Raw genomic sequence first — 17,845 nt, 5'->3', positions numbered from 1 at the left:
CGGGTCCTCCGGAACGGAGGCGGATCGTGCGTCAGTTGGCGGTCGCGTCAAGGCTGGCGCGGATGATGCCGACCAGCGGCTCGACGAGGGCAGAGCGGCCTTCGGCGTCCCCGAACAGGCACATCTCGGCGGTGCCGCAGCCGGGCAGGGCGGGCAGTTCCACGAGGCCCGGCGGCAGGCCGGCGCGGCCGAGCACGGTCGTCGCAAAGCCCGCCTGGGCCGCGGCGGCCACGCCGGGGAGGGAGGCCGAGGTGAAGACCACCTCGAAGGCCATTCCCGCGCGGGCGAGGGCGGCGAGCGCCCGGTCGCGGAACATGCAGCCCTGCGGGAGCATGGCGATCGGCAGCGGTCGGTCGGCGGGCGGTTCCCAGCCGGGGGCGGCGACCCAGACGATGGTCTCGGTGAAGATCGGGCGGCCTTCGGTCTCGCCGTCGCGGCGCTTGCCGAGGACGAGGTCGAGCGCCCCGTCGGCCATGGCGGCGCGAAGGTCGTGGCTGCGGCCGACTTCGACTTCCAGGCGTACCTCGGGATAGGTCTGGGCGAAGCGGGCGAGGACGGGGGCGAGGTTGCGCGGGATGAAATGGTCGGCGACGCCGAGGCGGAGGCGGCCTTCGACCGGCGGGGCGACCATCCGCCGCACCGCCTCGTCGTTCAGGGCCAGGATGCGGCGGGCATAGGCGAGGAGGGTCTCACCGTCGCGGGTGAGGGCCACGCCGCGGCCGCCGCGGTCGAGCACGCGCTTGCCGAGGATGTCCTCGAGCCGCTTCACCTTCAGGCTGATGGCCGATTGCGTCAGGCCGAGCGCGCTGCCGGCGGCGGTGAAGCCGCCGCGCTCGGCGACGGTTACGAAACCGCGCAACAGGTCGAGATCGAGATCGGGCACGCGCATGGGCGATGAGGAACCATCATGCGCGACGCGGCGTCAATGAGGGATGCCAATGAAAAGGCCGGACCCGCGTGGGGGTCCGGCCTGTCGTGGCGGGGTTGACCTGGCCACCCTGGCCGGCGACCCGGTGCGGATCGCCGGCGGGACGGGTCAGATTTCCTCGTCGCTGCCCCAGCCGCCGCCGTCGTCCTGGCTGCTGCCCCAGGCATCCTGGCCCTGGTCCTGCCAGCCATTGTCGGCGGCGGGGGTCGCATCCTGGCCCCAGCCGCCATCGGCGGCTGCCTTGTCGTCGCCGCTGCCGGTCGGGTCGGTCCAGGGCGAGGAGGCCGGGGTGGCGTCCGTGCCGCCGGTGAGAGCGTCGGCGGCCGTGGTCTGCGCCGCCTGCGCGGCACCCCCGCCGCCGAAGGCGTTCATCAGCATGTTGCCGAGCAGCATGCCGCCGGCCACGCCGGCCGCGGCCGAGGCCGCCGTGCCGAGGAAGCCCATGCCGCCGCGGCCCTGCTGCTGCTGCAGCGCCTGCGGGTTGTAGCCCGCGGGGTATTGCGGCTGCGGGGGCGGGGGCATCGGGGGCGGCATGTTGGCCTGCTGGCGGCCGCCGAACAGCCCGCCGAGCATGCCGCCGCCGCCGGCCTGCGCCGCCTTGGCCTGGCCCTGGCGGCGGGCGTTCTCGACTTCCCATTCCAGGCGCTGGATGCGGTTGTTCGCCTCGACCAGCGCGGCTTCCTGCACGAAGGCCGACTGCGTCAGGCGGTAGCGCGCCTCGGGGTAGCGGTTGAAGAGGTCCGCGATGAAGGCGTCGGCCTCGGGGTCCACCGGCGGCAGGTTGGGGCGCTGCGGCGCGGGGGCGGCGCCCCAGGGACCGCTCGGTGCCTGCGCAACGGCAGCGTTGCCGCTGATCCGTTCCACGAAACCGGCGATGATGCGCCGTTCCTCTTCAGTCATCTCAACTTGTCCCTTCCCGACATGGCCGGTGGCTTGCCTGCCATCGACTTGCTCTTCCCGGCCGCGCCGGAAGTGGTCCGCAGGAAGCGTGAATTCAATATCGCCACGTCATCTTCATCGAGCGTCGCCCGCGCCTGGCCGCGCGATCAGATGGCGGACAGCAGCAGCACCTTCTCGACATCCGAAAGCGCCTGGTCGCCGTACTGGCCGAAGACGAGCGGGAGGGCTTCCGGTTCGATGCGCTGCTCGACCTCCATCGTGCCGCCTTCCTCCGCGACGCGGCGGCGGATGTGCGACAGGTCGACGTTGAGCATGTTGTAGCTGAGCGCCAGTGTCTTCGCGATCATGCCGCCCTTCCCGCCCGTGAGGCTGGAGACGCCGTCGACCGCGGCGACGGCGCCCGGGGAGAACAGGTCGAAATAGTCGGGGGCCTTCACCAGGTCCTCGGGGACGAAGCTCTCCTCCGCGTTGCGGGAGCGCCAGTGATCGACCCGCGACACCAGGGAGAACATTACGAGGTAGCTGGTGATGCCGCTGTACATGACGGCCTTGAGCGACCCGCCGCCGGCGAGGCAGCCGATGAACTGCGCACCGCTCGCGCTGACGGCTTCCTCCCCCGAGATGCGGCCGGCGCGGTAATCCTGCGCCTTGCTGAAGATGTTGTAGCCGGCGACGCCGAAGCCGCCGACGGTCAGAGCCGTGCCGAACTTCTGGCTGAAGCCGCCGCCGTGCATCGGGCGGAGCAGGTTGAAGAAAGACGGATTGCCGATGCCGAAAAAAGCACGGCCGAAAGCTTGTGACATGATTGATCCTGGGTTGCAGCGCCGGTCGGCGCGTCCTTATGGCGTGCCGTACGCGCTGCTGGCGGGATACTCAATCGCAGGGAGGTGACGGGTCCGCGTCGTTTCAGGCCGGCGCGGGAATCCGGGGCGGCAGGCCGAGCCGGCGCCATTCGATCACCGGGCAGTGGTCCATCACGACGTTCAGGCCGGCGGCGCGGGCGCGCCCGGCGGCGGCCTCGTCGATCACGCCAAGCTGCATCCAGACCGTCTTCGCACCGAGGGCGATCGCCTCATCCACCACGGCGCCGGCATCGGCGGAGCGGCGGAAGATATCGACCATGTCGAGCGGCGCGGCCTCGGCGAGCGAGCCGAGGACCGGGACGCCGTGCACGGTCTTACCGACCCGCGTCGGGTTCACCGGCACGACGTCGTAACCGCGCGCCTGGAGGAAGCCGAAGACCTCGTTGCTGGGCCGGTCGGGGCGGTCGGAGGCGCCGACGACGGCGATGCGGCGCGTGTTCAACAGCAGGGTGCGGATTTCGTCGGCGGTCATCGTGGGGCTCCCGGGGTGTCGAGGAACTTCTGCATGAACTCCACATCGAGCCAGCGGCCGAATTTCCAACCCACCTCGCGCAACAATGCTCCACGCTGGAAACCGAGCCGTTCATGCATGCGGATCGATCCGGCATTGGCGGCATCGACGGCGGCGATCATCACATGCTTGCCGAGCGCGCGCGCCGGGTCGAACAGCGCCGAGACCAGCGTGGGACCGAGGCCGCGGCCGCGTTGGTCCGCCCGGATGTGGACGGAATGCTCGACCGTGTGGCGGTAACCGGGGAAGGCGCGGAAATCGCCGAAGGAGGCGAGGCCGAGCACGCCGTTCCCGTCATCCGCGACCAGCACCGGATAGCCGGCGGCGCGGCGCGCGGCGAACCAGGCGGCCCGGTCCTCGGCGGTGAAGGGCTCGTCCACATAGATGGCGGTCGAGGTCGCGACGACCTCGGCGAAGATCGCGGTGATCTCCGGCAGGTCGGCCTCGGTGGCGGGGCGGATCGGCATCAGAATTCCTCGAGCAGGCGGCCGCAGCCTTCGACGCGGTCCGGGATGCCGTTGTCGCGCAGCGCGTGCCAGTAGGTGGCGGCGTTGATCGCGATGACCGGCTTGCCGAGCCAGAGTTCCGCCATCGCGGCGAGGCGCACCATCGACAGGTTGGTGCCGACCTGGACGATCGCGTCGACATCGTCGCCGTCGAGCTGCTTCAGCGCGGCGACGCATTGCTGCGGCGTGACCTGCGCGATGCCGGTCCAGGAACGGCATTGCAGCGCGATGTCCCGCACCACGGTGAAGCCCATGTCGCCGAAATAGCGCGCGACCTCGGCATTCATCACCGGCCAGTAGGGCGACAGCACGGCGAGGCGCTTCCCGCCGCCAAAGGCGTTCAGCGCCGCCGTGCAGGCATGGGAGCCGACGGTGACGCCGATGCCCGAGGCGTCCCGCACCTGGGCGATGAAGCGGTCGGCGCCCTTCGCCCCGTCGAAGAAGGTGACGGCGGACATGCCCATGATCAGGTGGTCGGGCGCGCAGGTCATGACCGAGCGCACCGCATCGAGCGTGTTGTCGCCGATCAGGCCGATCCCGGCGCGGAAGGTTTCGTTCGAGATCGCATCCGCATCCGGCGTGAAGATGCGGGAATAGTGATTGGTCACGCCGGCGGGGCGCATCCGGTCGAAATCCGGCTGCACGACGGTGTTGGTGGACGGTCCCATTACGCCGAACAGCCGGCGCCAGCCGAGAATGTCGCGTCCCATCATGGACTCCGCGCGCATGTTGCGGCGCGAGCGTGCCATAAGGGTGGCGGCGCGCGGAGAGGGGCGCACCTTCCTGTTACACTGTAACCCCGACCCCGTCGCAAGGCTTCCGGCGCGGGGGACAACACACTAGGTTGGCCCGGCTTCATGACCCGTATCGACCGCTATCTCCTGCGCCAGTTGTCCATCGCCCTCGTCGCCGTGACGGTGGGGCTGGCGGCGCTCGTCTGGCTGACGCAGTCCCTGCGCTTCATCGAGCTGGTGCTCGACCGCGGCCTGTCGCTGGTGGTGTTCGTCGAGCTGACCAGCCTGATGCTGCCCTCCTTCTTCGCGGTCATCCTGCCGATCACGACCTTCGTCGTAGTGCTGTTCGTCTATGTGCGGCTGGCGAGCGACCGCGAACTGGTGGTGATGCGCGCCGCGGGGCTGTCGCAATGGACGCTCGCGCGGCCGGCGGTGATGCTGGCGGTGATCGCGACGGGCGTCTGCTTTGCGCTGAATCTGTGGCTGGTGCCGCTGTCGCACACCGCGTTCCGGCAATGGCAGTTCGAGATCCGCAACCAGCTTGTCGGCGTGCTGCTGCAGGAAGGGGTATTCAGCCAGGTCGGCGACGACCTGACGGTCTATGCGCGGTATCGCGACCCGGACGGCACGCTGCGCGGCATCCTGGTGCATGACCAGCGCGAATCGGGCGCGCCGGTGACGATCCTGGCCGAGCAGGGCCGCATCATCACCGCGCCGACCGGCCCGCGCGTCACGCTGCTGAACGGCGTGCGGCAACAGGTGGAACGCGCGCCCACCAATGCGGCGCCGGGCACGCCGCCGCTGCGTCTCAACCTTCTGTCCTTTTCCGAGAACAGCATCGACCTTGCCCGCGCGACGCGCGGGGAGGAGGCGCGGACCCGCGATTCGCGCGAACGGTCGGTGGCCGAGCTGCTGAATCCCGACCCGGCCGAGGGGCTGCGGGAGCGGGAGCTGCGCCGCTACTACGCCGAGGCACATCAGCGCCTGGCCGGGCCGCTGACGACGCTGAGCTTCGCGCTGGTGGCGCTCGCCGTCGCCCTGACTGGGGAGTTCCGCCGGCATGGCGGGGGGGCGCGCATCGCCGTCGGCATCGCGATCGTGGTGGGGCTGCTGGCCTTCGGGCTGACGGGGGGCAACCTCGCGGCACGCGACAACATCTGGGTGCCGCTTGTCTGGATCCAGGCGATGCTGCCGGGCGTGATCGCGCTGTGGTGGATGAGCGGCGCGCCGGGCTGGCCGAAGCCGGCACCGCCGCCGATGCCGGCCTCGGCATGACCTTCACCCGGACGCTGACACTGTATGTGTCGCGGCGCTTCGCCGCGGCGACGGTGGCGATGCTCACCGCGCTCGCGGCGCTGGTGGCGCTGTTCGACCTGATCGAGCTGCTGCGACGCGCCGCGACGCGCCAGGACGCAACCTTCGGGCTGGTGGCGCAGATCGCCGCGCTGCGGCTGCCCTTCGTCGCCATGCAGATCCTGCCCTTCGCCATCCTGCTCGGCGGCATCGCGGCATTCTGGCGGCTGACGCGGTCGTCGGAGCTGGTGGTCGCGCGTGCCGCCGGAATTTCGGCCTGGGGGTTCCTGACGGGGCCGGTCGTGGTCGCGGTGCTGCTGGGGGGGCTGGCGACGACGATGATCTCGCCGCTCTCCTCGGCGATGTTCGCGCGCGCGGAGCGGCTCGACGCGCAATACCTGCGCAATACCTCGGGCATCACGGCGCTTGCGGGCGGGCGGCTGTGGCTGCGCCAGGCCGATCCGGGGATCGAGCCGCAGGGGGTGGCGATCCTGTCCGGACGGCCGGTGCCGATCACCGACCTGCGGCGCGGGGAAGCATTCCGCCTGGACGACGTGACGCTGTGGCGCCTGTCCGCCGGGGATCGGCCGCTCGCGCGGGTGGAGGCGCCGTCCGCGGTGCTCGAACGCGGGCATTGGGTGATCAGCGACGCCGTCACCTTCGGTGCCGACCGCATGCCCAGCCCGGCGCAGCGGCTGGAGCTGCCGACCGACCTGACGCCGGCGCGCATCCAGGATTCCTTCGCGAGCCCCGACACGCTGTCCTTCTGGGCGCTGCCGGACTTCATCGAGGTGCTGGAGAACGCCGGCTTCTCGGCGGTCCGGCACCGGCTGCAGTTCCAGTCGCTGCTGGCGCTGCCGCTGCTCGCGGCAGCGATGGCGCTGCTGTCGGCGGGGTTTTCCATGCGCTCGTCGCGCCGCGGCGGCGTCGGGCAGATGATCGGTGGCGGCGTCGCCGCCGGCTTTGCGCTGTTCGTGATCGACAGGGTCACCGCGGAATTCGGGGAGGCCGGGACGCTGCCGGTCGTCTTCGCCGCCTGGGCGCCGGCGGGGGCGGGCTTCCTGCTCGCCACCGCCCTGTTGCTGCATCTCGAGGACGGATGAGGTCGATGGGCGGCTTGCCGCGTTTCCTCGGTATCGGCGCGCTGCTCACGCTCGGGGCTTCCCCCGCGCTGTCGCAGAGCGTCGCACTGCCGCCTATCACGGCGCCGCAGGGCTCGGAACCGGTGTTGCCGGGCGAGCCGGCCCCCGCGCCCGCCCCGGCCGCATCGGCACCGGCGGGCATGCCCGGCGCGCCGGTGGCCCAGGACCAGCCGGTGACCTTCACCGCCGAGGAGGTGGAGTACGACCAGAACCGTGCGCTCGTCGTCGCCCGCGGCCGCGTCGAGGCGTGGCAGGGCAACCGCGTGCTGCGTGCCGACGAATTCACCTATGACCGCAATACCGGCGTCGCGACGGCGCGCGGCAACGTCCAGCTGATCGAGGCCGACGGCCAGGTGATCTTCGCCGACAGCGTCGAGCTGCGGAACGAGTTCAAGGACGGCGTGCTGGAAGGGCTGCGCGGGCTGCTGGCGCAGAACGGGCGCGTGGCGGCCGCCGGTGCGCGGCGTACGGGCGGGACCTTCTTCGACCTGTCGCGCGTCGTCTATTCGTCCTGCCAGCCCTGCCAGGAGGACCCGCTCGCGCCGCCGGTGTGGCAGGTGCGTGCCCGCACCGCGACGCTCGACCAGACCGCCCGCCAGGTGCGCTATCGCGACGCCACGGTCGAGTTCGGCGGCGTCCCGCTGCTCTGGACGCCCTATCTGCAGCACCCCTCGGCCTCGGCGCCGCGTCAGTCGGGCTTCCTGAGCCCGACCTTCGGCATCACCGACTATCTCGGGGGCTTCGTCGAGACGCCGTACTACTGGGCCATCGACGAGAGCCAGGACCTGCTGCTGCGGCCGATGATCGCGACCAGCAACCTGCCCAATCTCGGCCTGGAATACCGCCGCCGGTTCAACTTCGGCGAGGTCGCGGCGGAGGGTTCGTTCGGCTACCTGAACGGGCGCGAGAACACGCCGGAAGGCGCCGGGGGGCACATCTTCTCGCGCGGCAACTTCGCGATCGACGAGAACTGGCGGGCCGGCTTCAACTACAACTGGGCGAGCAGCGAGGACTACCTCCGCGTCTACCGTTACGGTTCGCGGCGACTGCTGGACCAGAACGCCTTTACCGAGGGGTTCTGGGGCAGCAACGCCTACGCCCGCATCGACGGGCGGGCCTATCAGGGCCTGCGCTCGACCGACAACAACAGCCTGATCCCCTACGTCCTGCCGAACATCTATGCGGATTGGCAGGCGCAGCGGGACAGCCTGGGCGGCACCTTCACGATCGACACCTGGAACTTCGCGGTGTTCCGCGACCAGGGCACGAGCACGCAGCGCGCCTCGACCCGACTTGCCTACAACCTGCCAATGTACGACCACGCCGGCGGGCTGTGGACGGTGCGGGCGCAGTCCGATCTCTCGGCCTATGCCTACAACGACCTCGCCGCGGCGCCGAATTATTCGACAACGGCCGACAACGGGACGATCGGCACGGCGAACATCCGCGCCGCGCTCGACTGGCGCATGCCCTTCGTGCGTCCGGCGGGCGAGTATGGTCATCAGGTAATCGAGCCGCGCATCCAGGTGGTCGCCGGGCCGCTCACGGGCAACCAGTCCTCGGTGCCGAACGAGGACAGCATCGACTTCGAGTTCACGGACGCCAACCTGTTCCAGCTGAACCGCTTCGTCGGGCGCGACCGGCAGGAGGGCGGCACGCGCATCGACTACGCGCTTCGCGGCGCCTGGTACTTCCCGAATGGCGGGATGCTGGAGGGGCTCGCCGGCGCGTCCTATCGAATCCAGAACGATGGCGGGCCGTTCTACGCCAATAGCGGTGTCGAGAATCGTGCTTCGGACTATGTCGGGCGGGCGCGGCTGCGGCCGGTGAGCTGGCTCGAATTCCTTGGGCGCGGGCGGTTCGCGCAGGAGGACGGGTCGGTTCGCTTCCTGGACCTGTCGACCACGGCCAGCTTGGGGACGGGAACATCGGTCACGGCGGGTTACCTCTACACCCCGGCGATGCCCTTCCTCGATCCTGCGCAGACCCGCAACGAGGTCGCTGTCGGCTTCACGCAGCAGATCGGGCATTGGCGGTTCGGGGCCTTCGCCCGCTACGACATCGAGCTGAACCGGCCGGTCGTGGTCACCGCTTCCGCCGGGTACGAGGATGAGTGCTTCCTGCTCGAGGCGCGTTTCCTCAAAAGCTTCGCCGAGGATACCTCCACCAACTCGCTGTATCCGGCCAGTACGATGCTGCTGTTCCGCATCGGGCTGAAGACGATCGGCGACGTCGGCTTCCGGGCGATCTGATCTCGGCGACCGCCGTGGCGGTCGCTGAGTCTCAGCAATGCCTCAGACGCCGGCGCCCGCATTCGCGGGCTCGGCTTTCGCGCCGTGCACTGGACTGCTGGGCGCGGCTGTCGGTCCGGGCGCGGTCGCGCTTTGCTCTCCCGACCCGACGCGAGGTGTCTCGTCGGAAAGGTGGCCGCTCAGGGCGGTTGGCTCGTCAGGTGGGGGTGTCGTGCCGGCATGCGCCTCGGTCGCCACGAACGCTGCCGCTTCGTCCGCCATCGTCAGCGGCAGCGACGGCCACAGTCCGACCAGGCGGTCCCGAACGGCCGCGGCGGTCGCATCCGGCCCATGGGCGACGGCTTCGTTCGCCGTCTGCCGCAGGGCGCGCAGCATCGTGCGTTCTAGCCGGCATGGCCGTTCGCACGGCGCTGACGTCGCGGGATCATCGGGCATGGCCGATAGATTCCCCAGGGACAGGAACAATACAAGAACATAGTGGGCGACGCCGCACCGTCAGGCTGGCCCCTGCGGGCCCGAGCCACTATGAAGGCGCTGCCATGACAGACGCGACGCACCACACCCTCCTCGGGCGCCTGCCCACGCTCGCCGCAGCCGCGCTGGCCGCCATGATGGCGCTTGCCACGCCGGCCATGGCCCAGGTGAATCGCATCGCCGCCGTGGTGAACGGCGACGTCATCACGCTGAACGAGGTCGAGAGCCGGCGACGCCTGCTCGCGCTGTCCGCCGGCATGACCGGCGACACGGCGGGCCGCGCCAACGACCAGATCCTGCGGCTGCTGATCAATGAGCGGTTGCGCACCCAGGAAGTCGCGCGCCGGCGCATCCCGATCACCGACCAGGACATCGCGAACGCGGTCAACGAGATCGAATCGCGCAACGGCCTGCAGCCGGGGGGCCTGCGGGAGAATCTGCGCCGCGGCAACATCGACCCACGCGTGCTGTACGACCAGATCCGCGCCCAGATCGGCTGGAACCGCCTGCTGCGCGGTCTGCTGGGCGACCAGGCGAACATCAGCCAGGCGGCGGTGGACGAATACCTCGCCGCCTATCAGGCGCGCACGGGCCAGCCGGAATACCTCGTCTCCGAGATCTTCCTGCCGATCTCGGCCCCGGGACAGGAAGCCGAGGTGCAGCGCTTCACGGCTGACATCATCACCCGCCTGCGGGCCGGCGCGCCCTTCCCGATGGTCGCGACGCAGTTCAGCCAGGCGCAGTCGGCCATGCTGGGCGGCGACCTCGGCTGGACCCAGGCGGAACGGCTCGACCCCGAGGTCGCCGCCATCATCCGCCAGATGCCCGAAGGCGCGATCTCGAACCCGATCCGGGTCCCCGGCGGCTATGTGATCGCCATGCTGCGCCAGAAGCGCATCGCCGGCCGCGACATGGCGACAATGCTGACCGTGCGGCAGGCCGTCTACCCGTTCGAAGGGCAGGTCAATCCGGTCGCGCCCACCGCCCAGCAGATGCGCCAGGTCGAGAGCGCGCAGCGCCTGTCCGAGACCGGGCGGTCCTGTGAGTCGCTGGACGCTGCGGCGGGCCAGGGCGCGCGGATGAACGACCCCGGGCCGGTGCGGCTCGACACCGTCAACCCGCCCGAACTGCGCGAGCTGCTGGCGAACCTGCCGATCGGCCGGCCGTCGCAGCCGATCATCGCCCCGGACGGCGCGATGGTAATCGTCGTCTGCGCGCGCGAGACCCGCAACCTTGCCGAAGTCACCGCCGACCAGGCGCGCGACCGGCTGGTCCGCGAGAGGGTGGAACTGATCTCCCGCCAGGTGCTGCGGGACCTGCAGCGCCGCGCGCAGATCGACATCCGCGCGGCGCCGGCGCCCGCCGCGCAGCAGACGCCGCCGCGCCGGGGGTGACGGCCCGTCTGGCGGGAGCCATCGGCGTAAGGCCGGAGGGTGTGTTTCCGATGGCAGAGCGACGGTCGCGGCCGGAGAGCGGAGGGGCTCTGTCCCTCCGAGCCACCGCGCCAGATGCTTGGAGCACCTGGACAGCAATCCGTGGGCGTCGGGCGCGCCGGCGGGGGGATATGCGCAGGGCCGCGGCAGGGCACTGCTACCGCTGGTGTCGCCCTGTGGCATGGTCCTTCGGCGGTTGCCCCATTTGCGCGAAGGTTGGATCGGAAAGGGGCTCTGCCCCTCTCCGAACCTCACCCCGCCAGGCCATGGATGGCCTGGACCGCCATCATTTGGCGCCGCGCGCGAAGGCCAATTCTCGCGCTTTGAAAACCGTTCCGTGCGCGGAGCCGGATGACGACCTTGTCCCGACACTGCCTGCGCAGAGCCAGGTCGAGGTTTGCAAAGGCCCTTCGGTCGATGCGGGCCCCATTCACATTGCCACGGCAATGCGAATGGATACCCGTGCCGGGGTAGGGTTGGGGAAGGGGCAGAGCACCTTCCTGATCCGCCCGCTATCGCCGATCTTCCTACAGAGCCCCTCGAGCGCCGGTCGATGAGCGACGTCTCCCTCCGTGATGCCATCGCGCGCCACGGCCTGGATGCGCGCAAGTCGCTTGGCCAGCATTTCCTGCTGGACCCGACGATCTGTGCCCGTATCGCGGCGCTCGCCGGCGACCTGTCCGGCCGGCATGTCGTCGAGATCGGGCCCGGCCCCGGGGGGCTGACGCGCGCGCTGCTGGCGACGCCTGCCGTGCAGGTGACGGCGGTGGAACTCGACCGGCGCGCCATTGCGCTGCTGGCCGAGCTGGCGGCGGCGCATCCCGGACGACTGACGGTGATCGAGGGCGATGCGCTGAAGACCGATGTCACGGCGATGGTGCCGGCGCCGCGGCGGGTCATTGCCAACCTGCCCTACAATGTCGCCTCGCCGCTGCTGGTCGGCTGGTTGCGCCAGGCGGCAGCGATCGAGGGCATGACCCTGATGTTCCAGCAGGAGGTGGCGGAGCGCATCACGGCGGCACCTGATACGCCGGCCTATGGGCGGCTGGCGGTGCTGGCGCAGTGGCGGTGCCGGTGCGACCTGCTGCTGCGGCTGCCTCCGGGGGCGTTCAGCCCGCCGCCGAAGGTGTGGTCGGCGGTGGTGGGGTTCGTGCCGAAGGCAGAGGATCCGGGCGAGGATCTGTTCCGGGCGATGGAACGCATGACCGCGGCGGCCTTCGGGCAGCGGCGGAAGATGCTGCGCGGGGCGTTGAAGTCGCTGGGCGACGCCGAAGGGCTGCTGGCGGCGGCGGGCATCGAGGGGACACGGCGGGCGGAGACGCTGACGGTCGCGGAGTTCGACACGCTGGCGCGCGAGCTGCTGGCGCGTCAGGCTGGCAGTTCGTAGCCGATCGCGGATTCGACCTCGATGGCCCGGCGCACGGCCGGACGCGCCATCATGCGGTCGTGGTGGTCCTCCAGGGCCGGGTAGTCGCCCGGCGCCAATGCAGCGGAGCCCCGGAACCGCCAGAACAGGCGGAACAGGTGGATGTCGGCGATCGTCATCGCGCTGCCCTCGGCCCAGGCGCGGCCGGCGAGGCGCGCTTCGGCCAGCGTCCAGGCCGCGCGGGCGTGACCGATGCCCTGTCGTCGCGCCGGATGGACCGTCGAGGCGAGGAAGGACATCCAGGAGACGACCCGCGCCACCCCCGCATCGCCTTGCGGCAACAGGCCCGCCGTGGGGAAGCATCGTGCGAGGTAGAACAGGATGGCTGCGACCTCGGTCAGCGGATGTCCGTCCAGCAGCAGGACGGGCACCTTGCCCTCCGGATTGAGCGCCAGGAAGGCCGGGTCGCGGTGCTCGCGCCGCCTGAAGGAGATCGGGCGAATGTCAAAGGGCGCGCCGACCTCATGCAGCATGATGTGCGGCGCCATCGAACTGGACCCGGGCGCGAGGAACAGCGTCAGCATGGGCGGGGAGCCTATACCCTGATCGGTGCGGGCACCGAGGCCAGTGTGAACACCGAGACGCGCCTTGCAGATCGTGCAGGCCGCGCCGCTATGGATCGTCGGCGGGTCGCTCCGGGAACGTCAATGCGGATCCGGCGTCAGAAATTAACCATCTTGCCTTCCATCTCCGCCGCGCGCAGGCGCTCACGCTCTGCCTTGGCCTGCACGCCGGTCATGACCACGACCCTGTCGTCGGAGACGAATTCGTAGAAGACCTCGTCCACGCCGGGCATCGCGAAGCGGAAGCGAATGGATTCCTCGACATTCCGGCCGACATGGACGCCCGCGGTGTCGGGTGCCCGCTCGACCCAGCGCTGCGCGTAGCGGATCAGGTCGTTGGAGGTCCACCGGAAGCGCACGCCGCTTGAGATGGTGTTGCCCGTCGCGCGTTCGTATCCGAGCTGCACCAGGCGGGCGATGCGGGAATAGCGATTGCCCGAGCTGCTGAAGGTGGTGTGCTTCCCCGTGGGATTCTGCACCGCGGCCATGACGGCATTCAGGTCGATCCCGGGCAGCAGGATCGTGGTGACGGGGTCGCGCCCCCATTCGCAGCCGGACTCTCCGACGACGGTGATGATGCAGCGCCGTGCGACGCCTTCCACCTCAACCACCGACAGGAAGACCGCGTTGTTGCGGTTGGTCATCAGGCAGCCAGCGGTCCAGGGCTCGTAGGACGTATCTGACATCGTCGTTGTCTCCCATTGCATGGAAGAGCATGGGAAACTGTCACGCCGATAATCAATGAAGTTTTTCGGGGCGATCTCCTGTCAGGGGGGTAGAATCCCGTGAATACCTTCGGAGTCCCCGGATATCGGGCGCGGAGTTCCGACCTCAACGAACCGTGAAGATGTCGCGCCGTTTGTCAGATGTTGCCGGAATAGCAGATAGCGGCGACGTTCCTGAGCGTTCTGTTCATCTGATGAACTTGGCTCTGGCTTGCCAGCATTACGGAAGGGCGCGCCTGATGGCGGATTTCCGTGTCCGGCACCGCCCCGCACCCAGCCGGGCCACCTATTCCAGGATACTGACGTGGGTGGCGGGGTAAGGGTGCGGGCCGGTAGTGCCGGACTTTCCAGGCCGGACCCTCGGGCGCGTGACGATGCTCGCCGGGGCGACGGCCTGAGCGGATGGCGAGCGCCATCCGCCTCAGGGATGCGCCCAGGCCAGCACGGCGGCCAGGGTGAAGACCGACAGCATGGTGGAGACCAGCACGGTGGCGCCGGACCCGTCCGTGCCGACGGCGTAGCGCCGCGCGAGCATGAAGGCGTTGGCGCCGGTCGGCAGCGCGGCGGTCATCACGGCGATGCCGGTTTCCGTCGGCGACAGGTGGAACAGCAGGCACGCGCCCCAGACCATCAGCGGCAGGACGGCGAGCTTCAGCACGGTTGCCCAGGCGACCTCGCCCCAGGCGCGGCCGATGCGGAAGCCGGCAAGCGACCCGCCGAGGCAGAACAGCGCGACGGCGGGCGTCGCGGCGCCAAGCAGTTCCATGGTGCGGCGCGCGACGCCGGGTACGGGCAGGCCGAGCAGCCGCCAGGCCAGCGCGATGAAGACGGTCGCGACGATGGGGTTGCGCACCACGCCGGCGAGGGTTGCGGACAGGATGCGCCGCCAGGGTGCCTGACGATGCAGGCCGATCTCCGCGACCACGGTCGCCAGCGTCAGCATGATCATCGAATGCAGGCCGATGATCGTGATCAGGATGGGCAGGCCCGCCTGCCCATAGATCGCAGCCACCAGCGGGATGCCCATCATCACCGCGTTCCCGTAGCTGCAGTTCAGCGCGAACAGCCCGGCCTCGGCCATCGACAGGCCGATCCGCGCCATGCCGAGCGCGAGCGACAGGCCGAACAGCACGACCGCCGCCGCGAAATAGGCGAAGGCCGCCGGGCCGCCGCCGACAGTGCCGGAGGTGCCGCCGACGAAGAGCAGCGCGGGGATGGCGAGGTTGAAGATGAAGCCGGTCAGGCCGCGGAAGCCGGCCTCATCGACGAAGCCACGCGTTGCCGCGACGTAGCCGAACCCGATGACGATGAAGACGGGTGCTACGATGTCGAGGATGATGCCCACGCGTCAGGGCTCCTTCCTGGTGACGTGGCGCGTGCCGGGGGCGGAGGGCGGAGGGGCGCTGCCCCTCCGAACCACCCCGCCAGGTGCTTGGAGCACCTGGACCGCAATCGGTTGGTGTTGGGCGTGGCGGGTCTGCCGCTCCCTCCGCGCGCGCTTCATGCACAGGAGCGGGTCTCGGCATCGTTCCTGGCACTGGCGCACGATACCAAGTGGAGGTTTGCAAAGGCCTTTCGGCCTTTGCTGGGGTGGCTTGGAGGGGCAAAGCCCCTCCAACGACAACAGCGGACGTACCCGGCACCCCGTTGAAAACGCGCCTGACGGCGTGCAGCCATGCCCGGCGCCGACCGACGGCATCCCGGAACGAAACACCATCTCGCCGGTCATCCAGGCGCAGGCTTTCACACCGCCAGCAGCGTCGCGATGAAGTCCGGCATGCCGGGCTGGCGGCGGCGTTCGCTGCGGGCGGCGTGCAGGATGGCGCGCACCTGGGCGACGGTCGCCTCGAAGTCGCGGTTGACCACGATGTGGTCGAACTCGTCCCAGTGGATGATCTCCTCGCGCGCCGCGGCCATGCGGCGGGCGATCTCGACCTCGCTGTCCTGGCCGCGGCCGCGCAGCCGGGCCTCGAGGTCGGGCAGGGAGGGCGGCAGGAGGAAGATGCCGACGACGTCCTGCGGCATCGCCGCCTTCATCTGCCGATGGCCCTGCCATTCGATGTCGAACAGCACGTCGTGGCCCGAGGCGAGGGCGGCCTCGACCGGGGCGCGCGGCGTGCCGTAGGCGCGGCCGAGGAAGCGGGCGTGTTCGAGGAACTCGCCGCGTTCGGCCATGCCGTCGAATTCGGTGTCCGACTTGAAGAAGTAGTGGACGCCTTCCTGCTCGGCCGGGCGCGCGGCGCGGGTGGTGGCGCTGATCGACAGCGACAGGTCGGGCTCGGTCGCGAGCAGCGCGCGGGAGACGGAGGTCTTGCCCGCGCCGGGCGCGGCGGCGAGGACGAGGCAGAGCCCGCGCCGGGCGATCGCGTCATTCGACATTCGCCGACTGCTCCTTCAGCCGCTCGATCGCGGCCTTGAGGTCGAGGCCGATGCGCGTCAGCGGGATCGAGGACGACTTGCTGCACAGCGTGTTGGCCTCGCGCACGAACTCCTGCGTGAGGAAGTCGAGCTTGCGGCCGATGGCGTCGCCGGAGGTCAGCAGGCGGCGGGCCTCCTCGATATGCGCGGAGAGGCGGTCGAGCTCCTCGCGCACATCGGATTTGGTCGCGAGCATCGCGACTTCCTGGGCCAGGCGTTCCTCGGGCACGCGGCGCTCTCCCTCCAGCAGCGCGGCGAGGCTTTCGCGCAGCCGGGCGAGATGAAGCGCGGGCTGGTCGGCAGCCTCGGTCGCGGCGGCGTCGCGCAGGGCGGCGACCTCGTCGAGCAGAACGGCGAGGATATCGGCGAGTTTCGCGCCCTCACCGCGGCGCGAGGCGTCGAGGCCCTGCAGCGCCTTGGCGTAGCCGGCGGCGATGGCGGCGCGCTTGGCTTCTTCCTCGGCCTCATCGGGCTCGGTGGATTCGGCGCGCAGTACGCCAGGAAGGGTGAGCAGCGCCTCCGCGCGCGGGGCGGGCGCGCCGGGGATGCGGGCGGCGAGGTCGAGGGCGATGCGCAGCGCCTGGTCGAGTGCGACGGGGTCGGGGGTGAGGCGTGGCGGGGTGCGTTCCTCCCGCTTGATGATCAGCGTGGCGGAGACGTTGCCGCGCTTCAGCGCCTTGCCGGTCGCTTCCTTGAGCGGCGCTTCCAGCGTGTCGAAGCCGTTCGGCAGGCGCAGGCGGACATCGAGGCCGCGGCCATTGACGCTGCGCAGTTCCCACAGGAAGGAAGTGCCGTCCGGTAGCGTGCCGCCGTCGCGGGCGAAGCCGGTCATCGAGGAGAGGGGGTGTGCGGCCATGGCGCCGCTTGTCCCCCCGGGGGGCGTGGGATGCAAGGTGCCTGGGCGAATGTGCTGATCACCGGGGCGTCGTCCGGGCTGGGGCGGGCGCTGGCCGAGGCCTGCGCGCAACCAGGCGCCGTGCTGCATCTGTCGGGGCGGGATGCGGCGCGGTTGGAGGAGGCCGCGGCGGCGTGCCGCGCGCGTGGGGCGGAGATCCGGCCGGTCGTGCTGGATGTGTGCGACGCGGCGGCGATGGCGGCATGGATCGCCGGTGCGGGGCGGCTCGACCTGGTGATCGCCAATGCGGGCGTCTCGGCGGGGACGGGCGGGGCGACGGAGCCGGCCGAGCAGACGCGGCGCATCTTCGACATCAACGTGACGGGCGTGCTGAACACGGCGCTGCCGGCGATCGGGGTGATGGCGGCGCAGGCGCCGGGGGCGGATGGGCTGCGCGGGCGGGTGGCGGTGGTCTCGTCCGTCGCGGCCTTCGTCGCGGCGCCGGGGGCGCCGGCCTATTGCGCGGCGAAGGCGGCAGTGCAGCGCTGGGCGGAAGCGCTGGATGCCACGGAACGGCGGCGCGGCATCCGGCTGCATGCGGTCTGCCCGGGCTATGTCCGCACGCCGATGACGGCGAGGAACAAGTTCCGCATGCCGTTCCTGATGGATGCGGAGGAAGCGGCGCGTCGGACGCTGGAGGGCATCGCGCGGGGGCGGACGCGCGTCGCGTATCCGTGGCCGACCTATGCGGGGGCGCGGTTCCTGGGCGCCATGCCTGTGGCCGCGCGCGCCTGGTTCTTCAACCGCATGCCCGCGAAGGATGCGGACGGGACGATCTGAGG

18 protein-coding genes are annotated in these 17,845 nt (G+C 70.4%); 6 read left to right on the top strand and 12 right to left on the bottom strand.

Annotated features, from left to right (window positions below; genetic code table 11):
- Window positions 1-31 precede the first annotated feature (31 nt).
- The 6 genes from GXW78_RS13625 to GXW78_RS13600 all read right to left on the bottom strand — a co-directional run bounded on the left by GXW78_RS13625 (window position 32) and on the right by GXW78_RS13600 (window position 4,436).
- Window positions 32-889 carry a LysR family transcriptional regulator gene (locus tag GXW78_RS13625; protein WP_211869363.1) on the bottom strand — a complete coding sequence of 286 codons (858 nt, stop codon included), beginning with the start codon at window positions 887-889 and terminating at the stop codon, window positions 32-34.
- 147 nt (window positions 890-1,036) lie between these two features.
- Window positions 1,037-1,828, bottom strand: a complete 792-nt coding sequence (locus tag GXW78_RS13620; protein WP_211869362.1) for a DUF2076 domain-containing protein — start codon at window positions 1,826-1,828, stop codon at window positions 1,037-1,039.
- Window positions 1,829-1,974: 146 nt separating this feature from the next.
- Complete coding sequence (locus tag GXW78_RS13615; protein WP_211869361.1) at window positions 1,975-2,631, bottom strand: hypothetical protein; 657 nt, start codon at window positions 2,629-2,631, stop codon at window positions 1,975-1,977.
- A 103-nt stretch (window positions 2,632-2,734) separates the two neighbouring features.
- On the bottom strand, window positions 2,735-3,163 hold the full coding sequence (locus GXW78_RS13610; RefSeq protein ID WP_211869360.1) for a CoA-binding protein: 429 nt from the start codon (window positions 3,161-3,163) through the stop codon (window positions 2,735-2,737).
- A complete protein-coding gene (locus GXW78_RS13605; protein WP_246522151.1) occupies window positions 3,160-3,669 on the bottom strand; it encodes a GNAT family N-acetyltransferase in 510 nt (169 codons plus the stop codon). Before GXW78_RS13605 ends, GXW78_RS13610 begins: the two co-directional genes overlap by 4 nt.
- The gene (locus GXW78_RS13600) at window positions 3,669-4,436 is read right to left on the bottom strand and encodes a maleate cis-trans isomerase family protein (RefSeq protein WP_246522150.1); all 768 of its coding nucleotides are present in this window, start codon (window positions 4,434-4,436) and stop codon (window positions 3,669-3,671) included. Before GXW78_RS13600 ends, GXW78_RS13605 begins: the two co-directional genes overlap by 1 nt.
- A gap of 129 nt (window positions 4,437-4,565) precedes the next feature.
- Between GXW78_RS13600 and lptF the strand changes: the two genes are divergently transcribed.
- From lptF to GXW78_RS13585, 3 genes are read left to right on the top strand one after another with little or no spacing between them, the layout of a single operon-like run.
- Entirely contained in the window at window positions 4,566-5,717 is a 1,152-nt protein-coding gene (lptF, locus tag GXW78_RS13595; protein WP_211869359.1) for an LPS export ABC transporter permease LptF, read from the top strand.
- A complete protein-coding gene (gene lptG / locus GXW78_RS13590) occupies window positions 5,714-6,838 on the top strand; it encodes an LPS export ABC transporter permease LptG (protein ID WP_211869408.1) in 1,125 nt (374 codons plus the stop codon). Before lptF ends, lptG begins: the two co-directional genes overlap by 4 nt.
- Before the next feature lie 5 nt (window positions 6,839-6,843).
- Window positions 6,844-9,129 carry an LPS-assembly protein LptD gene (locus GXW78_RS13585; protein WP_246522148.1) on the top strand — a complete coding sequence of 762 codons (2,286 nt, stop codon included), beginning with the start codon at window positions 6,844-6,846 and terminating at the stop codon, window positions 9,127-9,129.
- A gap of 42 nt (window positions 9,130-9,171) precedes the next feature.
- Here the strand turns inward: GXW78_RS13585 and GXW78_RS13580 are convergent, their stop codons facing one another.
- Window positions 9,172-9,564 carry a hypothetical protein gene (locus GXW78_RS13580; RefSeq protein ID WP_211869358.1) on the bottom strand — a complete coding sequence of 131 codons (393 nt, stop codon included), beginning with the start codon at window positions 9,562-9,564 and terminating at the stop codon, window positions 9,172-9,174.
- A gap of 104 nt (window positions 9,565-9,668) precedes the next feature.
- Here GXW78_RS13580 and GXW78_RS13575 point away from each other — a divergent pair, with 104 nt between their 5' ends.
- Together GXW78_RS13575 and rsmA are read left to right on the top strand one after the other, a co-directional pair.
- Window positions 9,669-10,997, top strand: coding sequence for a peptidylprolyl isomerase (locus tag GXW78_RS13575; RefSeq protein WP_211869357.1), 1,329 nt, complete (start codon window positions 9,669-9,671; stop codon window positions 10,995-10,997).
- Window positions 10,998-11,589: 592 nt separating this feature from the next.
- Entirely contained in the window at window positions 11,590-12,423 is an 834-nt protein-coding gene (rsmA, locus tag GXW78_RS13570) for a 16S rRNA (adenine(1518)-N(6)/adenine(1519)-N(6))-dimethyltransferase RsmA (RefSeq protein ID WP_211869356.1), read from the top strand.
- On the opposite strand, the gene GXW78_RS13565 is transcribed toward rsmA, so the two are convergent.
- The 5 genes from GXW78_RS13565 to GXW78_RS13545 all read right to left on the bottom strand — a co-directional run bounded on the left by GXW78_RS13565 (window position 12,405) and on the right by GXW78_RS13545 (window position 17,024).
- On the bottom strand, window positions 12,405-12,986 hold the full coding sequence (locus tag GXW78_RS13565; RefSeq protein ID WP_211869355.1) for a glutathione S-transferase family protein: 582 nt from the start codon (window positions 12,984-12,986) through the stop codon (window positions 12,405-12,407). The two genes, rsmA and GXW78_RS13565, sit on opposite strands and share 19 nt — an antisense overlap.
- A 137-nt stretch (window positions 12,987-13,123) precedes the next feature.
- Window positions 13,124-13,711, bottom strand: coding sequence for a hypothetical protein (locus GXW78_RS13560; protein WP_211869354.1), 588 nt, complete (start codon window positions 13,709-13,711; stop codon window positions 13,124-13,126).
- A gap of 460 nt (window positions 13,712-14,171) precedes the next feature.
- Entirely contained in the window at window positions 14,172-15,095 is a 924-nt protein-coding gene (locus GXW78_RS28495; protein ID WP_211869353.1) for an AEC family transporter, read from the bottom strand.
- 398 nt (window positions 15,096-15,493) lie between these two features.
- The gene (gmk, locus tag GXW78_RS13550; RefSeq protein ID WP_211869352.1) at window positions 15,494-16,129 is read right to left on the bottom strand and encodes a guanylate kinase; all 636 of its coding nucleotides are present in this window, start codon (window positions 16,127-16,129) and stop codon (window positions 15,494-15,496) included.
- Entirely contained in the window at window positions 16,119-17,024 is a 906-nt protein-coding gene (locus GXW78_RS13545) for a YicC/YloC family endoribonuclease (RefSeq protein WP_246522147.1), read from the bottom strand. Before GXW78_RS13545 ends, gmk begins: the two co-directional genes overlap by 11 nt.
- Window positions 17,025-17,054: 30 nt before the next feature.
- Here GXW78_RS13545 and GXW78_RS13540 point away from each other — a divergent pair, with 30 nt between their 5' ends.
- Window positions 17,055-17,843 carry an SDR family NAD(P)-dependent oxidoreductase gene (locus GXW78_RS13540; RefSeq protein ID WP_211869351.1) on the top strand — a complete coding sequence of 263 codons (789 nt, stop codon included), beginning with the start codon at window positions 17,055-17,057 and terminating at the stop codon, window positions 17,841-17,843.
- Window positions 17,844-17,845 lie beyond the last annotated feature (2 nt).

Source organism: Neoroseomonas terrae (assembly GCF_018129025.1).
GTDB classification, from domain to species: Bacteria; Pseudomonadota; Alphaproteobacteria; order Acetobacterales; family Acetobacteraceae; genus Neoroseomonas; species Neoroseomonas terrae.
This window is presented reverse-complemented; position numbering and strand designations above follow the sequence as displayed.